Source organism: Streptomyces montanisoli (assembly GCF_017813245.1).
Lineage (GTDB): Bacteria > Actinomycetota > Actinomycetes > Streptomycetales > Streptomycetaceae > Streptomyces > Streptomyces montanisoli.
On the sequence record NZ_JAGIQL010000259.1, the window covers coordinates 1 to 6,294 of the forward strand.

General features: G+C 73.5%; 3 protein-coding genes and 2 pseudogenes. 3 read left to right on the plus strand and 2 right to left on the minus strand.

Annotated features, from left to right (window positions below):
• Positions 1-301, minus strand: a pseudogene (locus JFN87_RS31550) (hypothetical protein); the annotation flags it as partial.
• A 185-nt stretch (positions 302-486) separates the two neighbouring features.
• Entirely contained in the window at positions 487-3,063 is a 2,577-nt protein-coding gene (pepN, locus tag JFN87_RS31555) for an aminopeptidase N (protein WP_209345689.1), read from the minus strand.
• 196 nt (positions 3,064-3,259) lie between these two features.
• Here pepN and JFN87_RS31560 point away from each other — a divergent pair.
• The 3 genes and pseudogenes from JFN87_RS31560 (at position 3,260) to JFN87_RS31570 (ending at position 6,155) form a co-directional block, all read left to right on the plus strand.
• Positions 3,260-3,889: pseudogene (locus JFN87_RS31560) on the plus strand (mycothiol-dependent nitroreductase Rv2466c family protein).
• Positions 3,890-4,687: 798 nt separating this feature from the next.
• Positions 4,688-5,278 carry a biotin transporter BioY gene (locus tag JFN87_RS31565; RefSeq protein ID WP_209345691.1) on the plus strand — a complete coding sequence of 197 codons (591 nt, stop codon included), beginning with the start codon at positions 4,688-4,690 and terminating at the stop codon, positions 5,276-5,278.
• A gap of 184 nt (positions 5,279-5,462) precedes the next feature.
• On the plus strand, positions 5,463-6,155 hold the full coding sequence (locus JFN87_RS31570) for a hypothetical protein (protein WP_245182734.1): 693 nt from the start codon (positions 5,463-5,465) through the stop codon (positions 6,153-6,155).
• Positions 6,156-6,294: the final 139 nt, after the last annotated feature.

Here is a 6,294-nt window from a genome sequence, read left to right on the forward strand (position 1 = left end):
AGGCGCCGCGCGACTGGGCCGGCACGGCGCGCCCCGCGTACAGCAGCGCGGCCCGCAGCCGCTCCTGGCCGGTCGCCGGGCCCCGGTGCAGCAGGTAGACGCCGGGCAGCAGGTGCTGCCACGGCCCGCCGGGGCGGCAGTAGGCCGCGGCCCTCGCCGACGTGATGCCGCGCTCGCGCAGCTGCACCGCGCTCAGCAGGCCGGGCACCACGGCGTCCGCGACGTCCGGGTGCGCTGCCGCGCCGTGGGCGTCGTGACCTGAGTGGTGGGAGGCGGAGAGCGGGGCGCTGTTGTTGTTCATGTCCCGGGTCTCCCCGCTGCCGGCCACCGCGCTAACCGCTGTTACAAGCGCGTTGCCCAAACCGGACAACCCCGTCCTAAAGTACGGGCGTTCGAGTGCCGAGCAGGCTGCCACGTTCGGCCTACACACGACGGGACCGCACGACAGGTCCGCACACGCGGAGGCCGCTGCCACACACCGCCGCGTCAGGCGGCGGCGTCGCACTCCTGTGCGCGCAGCGCCCGCGCCAGGTCGTCCCGCGCCTCCAGCACGAGGCGGCGCAGCGCGGGTGCCGCGTCCTCGTGCGCGGCGAGCCAGGCACGCGCGGCTTCGAGGGTCGCCGGATCGTCGAGCAGGTCGGGGAACAGGCCCCGCACGACGAGGACGCCGATCTGGATGGAGCGGTCGGCCCACACGCGTTCGATGGCGGCGAAGTACTTCTCCGCGTACGGCGCGAGCAGTTCACGCTGCCCGGGCTGGTCGAACCCGGCGATCGTCGCCTCCACCAGCGCGTTGGACAGCGCGTCCGACTCGACGACCGCGTCCCATGCGGCCGCCTTCACCTCGGCCGACGGGCGCGAGGCGAGGCAGCGCACCTTGTGCCGCTCCCCCGACGCGGTGTCGTCGCGGGCGAGTTCGGCCTCGATGGCCTTCTCGTCGGCGCGGCCGTGCGCGGCCAGCGCGGCGAGCAGGGCCCAGCGCAGCTCCTGGTCCACGTCGAGCCCCGGCACGTCCTCCTTGCCGGACAGCAGGCCCTCGACGAGCGCCAGGTCCGCGTCGGACGCGGCTACCTGTGCGAAGAACCGGGCCCAGGTGAGCTGGTGCGGGCCCGCGGGCTCGGCGTCGCGCAGTTCGCGCAGCGCTCCCTCGGCGAGCGTCCTTCCGCCCTCGGCGCGCCAGGCGGGCGCCGCGTAGTGGTCCAGCGCGGAGCGCGCCCAGGCGTGCACCATCTGCAGCACGCCGATGTCGCTCTCGCGGCCCGCGTGCGCGAGGACCAGTGCCACGAAGTCCCGTGCGGGCAGCAGCGCGTCGCGCGTCATGTTCCACAGCGCGGACCAGCACAGCGCACGCGCCATCGGGTCGGCCAGGGCGCCGAGGTGGGCGCGGAGCGTGTCGAGGGAGGCGGCGTCGAGGCGGGTCTTGCAGTAGGTGAGGTCCTCGTCGTTGACGAGCACGAGGTCGGGGCGTTCGGCTCCGGCGAGTTCGGTGATGACGGTGCGCGGGCCCGTCACGTCGGCGCCGGTGCTCGCGTACGCGGTCAGCGCGCCTTCCGGGGTGAGCCGGTAGAGCGCCACGGCCACGCGGTGCGGCCGCAGCTCGGGGTGCGACTCGGGGGCGTCCTGCACGACGGCGAGCTCCGCCACGCGGCCGTCGTCGCCGTACACCACCTGCGGGGTGAGGGAGTTGACGCCGGCGGTCTGCAGCCATGAGCGCGCCCAGCCGGCCATGTCGCGGCCGGAGGTCTCCGCGAGGACGGCGAGCAGGTCGCCGAGCTCGGTGTTGCCGTAGGCGTGCCGCTTGAAGTAGCGCCGCGCGCCTTCCAGGAACGCCTCCCTGCCGACGTACGCCACCAGCTGCTTGAGCACGGCCGCGCCCTTGGCGTAGGTGATGCCGTCGAAGTTGAGCTTCGCGTCCTCCAGGTCCCGGATGTCGGCGGTGATCGGGTGCGTGGAGGGCAGCTGGTCGGCGCGGTAGGCCCACGCCTTGCGGTTGTTGGCGAAGGTGATCCAGCCGTTCTTGAAGCGGGTCGCCTCGACCATGGAGAAGCAGCCCATGAAGTCCGCGAAGGACTCCTTCAGCCACAGGTCGTCCCACCACCGCATGGTGACGAGGTCGCCGAACCACATGTGCGCCATCTCGTGCAGGATGACGTTGGCCCTGCGCTCGTACGACGCCTCGGTCACCTTGCCGCGGTAGATGAACTCCTCGCGGAAGGTGACGAGGCCCGGGTTCTCCATCGCGCCGAGGTTGTACTCGGGCACGAACGCCTGGTCGTACTTCCCGAAGGGGTAGGGGAAGTCGAAGTTGTCGTGGAAGAAGTCCAGGCCCTGCTTGGTGACGAGGAAGATGTCGTCCGCGTCGAAGTGCCTGGCGAGCCCCTTGCGGCACATCGCGCCGAGGGGGATCTCCAGCTCGCCGCCGTCCGGCAGGGCGCGCCGGTAGGTGTCGGTGACGTAGTGGTAGGGGCCGGCGACGACGGCCGTGATGTACGTGGAGATCGGCTTGGTGCGCGCGAAGCGCCACACGCCGTCGGCGCCGCGCTCGCCCGCGCCGTTGTTCCACACCTGCCAGCCGTCGGGCGCGGTCACCTCGAACCGGTAGGGCGCCTTGAGGTCGGGCTGCTCGAAGTTCGCGTAGACGCGGCGGGCGTCGGCGGGCTCGTACTGCGTGTAGAGGTAGACCTCGCCGTCCTCGGGGTCGACGAAGCGGTGCATGCCCTCGCCGGTCCTGCTGTAGGCGCACTGCGCGTCCACGACGAGCGTGTTCTCCGCCTGGAGGTCCTCGACGGCGATGCGCGCGCCGTCGAAGACCGCGGCGGGGTCGAGGGCGCGGCCGTTGAGCGTCACCGCGGACACGGACGGGGCGATCAGGTCCACGAAGGTGGCGGCGCCCGGGCGCGCGCAGGCGAAGCGGATCGTCGTGACGGAGCGGAAGGTGCGGGGGCCGGCGCCCGGCCACTCACCGATCGCCGACGTGAGGTCGAGGGCGACCTCGTACTCCGTGACGGAGAGCAGTTCTCCCCGCTCACGGGCCTCGTCGCGGGACAGGTTCTCTCCAGGCACGGGGGCAGCTCCTTCGCGGCTCACGGACGTCGTGGAACGGGGTCGATCCTCGCATGTCGGTGCCGGGTGACCGGCATGCGGGCACCGTGCGGGCATCGTGCGGGCACCGGGGGCGGGGAATGGCGGCGGCGGCCGGGCGCGTTGTCGTTGTAGTTGCGTTGGAAAGAGCTGTCACTTTCGAGGAGAGACGAGAGACATGCCGGAGAAGACGCCCGTCGATTTCTGGTTCGACCCGCTGTGCCCCTGGGCCTGGATGACCTCGCGCTGGGTCCTGGAGGTGCAGAGCGCCCGCGACCTGGACATCAGGTGGCACGTGATGAGCCTGGCGGTGCTGAACGAGCCGCGGCTCGACGACATGTCCGAGTCGTACCGCGAGACGATGGGCAAGGCGTGGGCGCCGGTGCGCGTCGTCACCGCGGCGCAGCAGCAGTTCGGCGACGAGGTGGTCGGCAGGCTGTACACGGCGCTCGGCACCCGCTTCCACAACAAGGGCGAGGGCCCGACGCGCGAGGCGATCGCCGGGGCGCTGGCGGACGCGGGCCTGCCGGCGGAGCTGATCGAGTACGCGGACTAGGACACGTACGACACGCAGCTGCGCGCGTCCCACAAGGAGGGCATCGACAAGGTGGGCCAGGAGGTCGGCACACCGGTCATCGCGGTGCCGGGCGAGAACGGCGAGCAGATCGCCTTCTTCGGCCCGGTGGTGACGCCGGCGCCGAAGGGCGAGGAGGCGCTGAAGCTGTGGGACGGGACGCTCATGGTGGCGTCGGTGAAGGGCTTCTACGAGATCAAGCGGACGAGGACGCAGGGCCCGATCTTCGACTGACGCGGCAGTAGCCGCCCCGCGCGGGGCGCGCAGCGTCCCGGCGCTGGGCGGCTGGGCATGTGCGACGCGGGCTGCGCGGGTGCCCCCGGCGCGAGCCGCGTGTGGCGCCCCCGGCGCGGGGCGTTTGTGGCGGGGCCGCCCGCGCACGGGCCCCTGGCCCGTGGCACCCTCGGCGCCTGGCGCCCGCAGCCTGTGGCGCCCCCGGCGCGGACCGCCCGCGACGCGGGGCGTCTTTGGTGCGGGGCGCGTGCGGCACCGGCCACCCCTGCCCCGTGGCACCCCCGGCGCGGGGCGCCCGCAGCGTGTGGCGCCCCCGGCGCGGGGCGCATGCCGGCGGGCCACCCCGGGCCCTTCGCGACGCGGGGCGGATGCGGTATGGGCCGCCCCTGGCCCGTGGCACTCCTGGTGCCTGACGCCCGCGGCGTGTGGCACCCCCGGCGCGGGGCGCCCTCGGCGCGGACTGCGCCCAGGCGGGCCATCCGTGACGCGGGGCCGCCCTCGGCAGGGCGCCCCTTGCGCGGGCTGCCTCGAGCGCGGGCCATCCCCGACGGGTGGCCCCGGGCGCGGGGCGCCCTCGGCGCGGGGGCGTAGGGGCGGGACGTGGGGCCGCGGCCCGTGGGGCTCGCCGGCCCGAACGCGTTCGGTGCGCAGCGGCCATCGCCGGCGGGATGTGGGGCGCGTGGCCCACAACGGCGTGCGCCGGCCTTTGTGGGGCTCCGACGAGCGGGGGGTCGTGGGCCGTGGGTTAACGTCGAGACGATTGCCGACCGTCCGTCCCCGACCCCCCGCGGAGTCCCCATGAGCACCGTCGCGCCCACAGCGGCCGCGTCCCGCGCCGGCGTACTCGCCGACCTGATCCCCGCAAGCCGTACCCGCGACATCGCGCTCGTCGCCGGCGGCGCCGTGCTCACCGGGCTGGCCGCGCAGCTGTCCGTGCCGGTGCCGGGCTCCCCCGTGCCGGTCACGGGGCAGACCTTCGCCGCGCTGCTCGTCGGCACCGCGCTCGGCGCGCGCCGCGGCTTCCTCTCGCTCGCGCTGTACACGGTGCTGGGCATGGCGGGCCTGCCGTGGTTCTCCGACGGCACCTCGGGCCCGGGCGGCTCGTCGTTCGGTTACGTGCTCGGCATGCTCGCCGCGTCCGCCGTCGTCGGCGCGCTGGCCAAGCGCGGCGGCGACCGCTCCGTGCTGCGCACGGCCGGGACGATGGTGGTCGGCTCCGCCGTCGTGTACGCGATAGGCGTGCCCTACCTCGCCCTGTCCGCCGGTATGTCGGCGAGCGCCGCGATCGCCGCAGGCCTTGTGCCGTTCCTGCTCGGCGACGCGCTCAAGGCGGCGCTGGCGATGGGCGCCCTGCCCGGTGCCTGGAAGCTGGCGGGCCGCCGCGGCTGATCAAGTCGCCCTCGCAGGACCCCGTCGAGGCCCCGCTCCCCCGCGTACCGCGCGGTGGGCGGGGCCTCGTCGTGGGACCATGGGCGTCGGGGGCGTTATGACGAAAACACCGCGGGCCAGGGCAACGGGACACAGTGCTGCCGAGCAAGCGGCCGACGGCAGTTTCGGCCGTCGATCACCGGGGTTGACGCGACTCGTCGGCGTCGTGCTCGTGCTGCTGTCGCTGGCACTGGCGGCGGGTTCCTACGTCGTGTTCGCCCGGTGGCTGCCTTACGACGGGGCGCGCTACCAGGGCTACCAGGCGGCCCGGCCCTGCCGCCTCCAGGCGCGCCAGGAGTGCTTGAGTACCTGGCGCCTCACCGTCGTGGAGGCGGTGACCAAGCGCAACGGTGAGGGCGAAAGCTACAAGGCGACCCTGAGGTACAAGCACTCCTGGCGCGGGGATGTGTACTTCGGCGGCTCGGAGCCGCTGCTCGACCGGCTGAAGCCGGGCGAAAGGGTCACCGCCACCGCGTGGCGCGGCCAGATCGTGGTGCTCGGCAAGAACGGCGTCCGTCAGAACACCAGTGACGCGCCGCGTGACGAGCTGCAGATGAACGCCGCCGTCGGCACGTTCGCCGCGCTCCTGGCGGCCGAGGCGTTCGTGTTCGGAGCTGTCCGCCTCGTCATGCCCCGTTCCTCGCTGTTCGGGTACAAGCCGTACGGCGCGAGGGCGCTCACCGCCATCTTCGCCGCCTGTGCCGGGGTGGGGCTCCTCGCGGTGTGGACCGGTGTCCCGTGGTGGGTCGTGCCGCCCGCAGTGACCGTCGTCGTGGCGCTCGTCCTCGCGGCGCTGGTGCGCCGCCACAGGCGGCGCGTGCCCGCGCGCGGGGCGTGAGGGCCCCGCCCCCGAGGCCTGCCGTGAGGCGCGTCCGGCGAGCGGCGGACGCGCCTCTCTAGTCGGAAGAACTCTTCACTGAATTCTTGGTTGCGATGTATCGTGTATGCCGTCTTCTTCTTCATATAAAGGAGGAGGT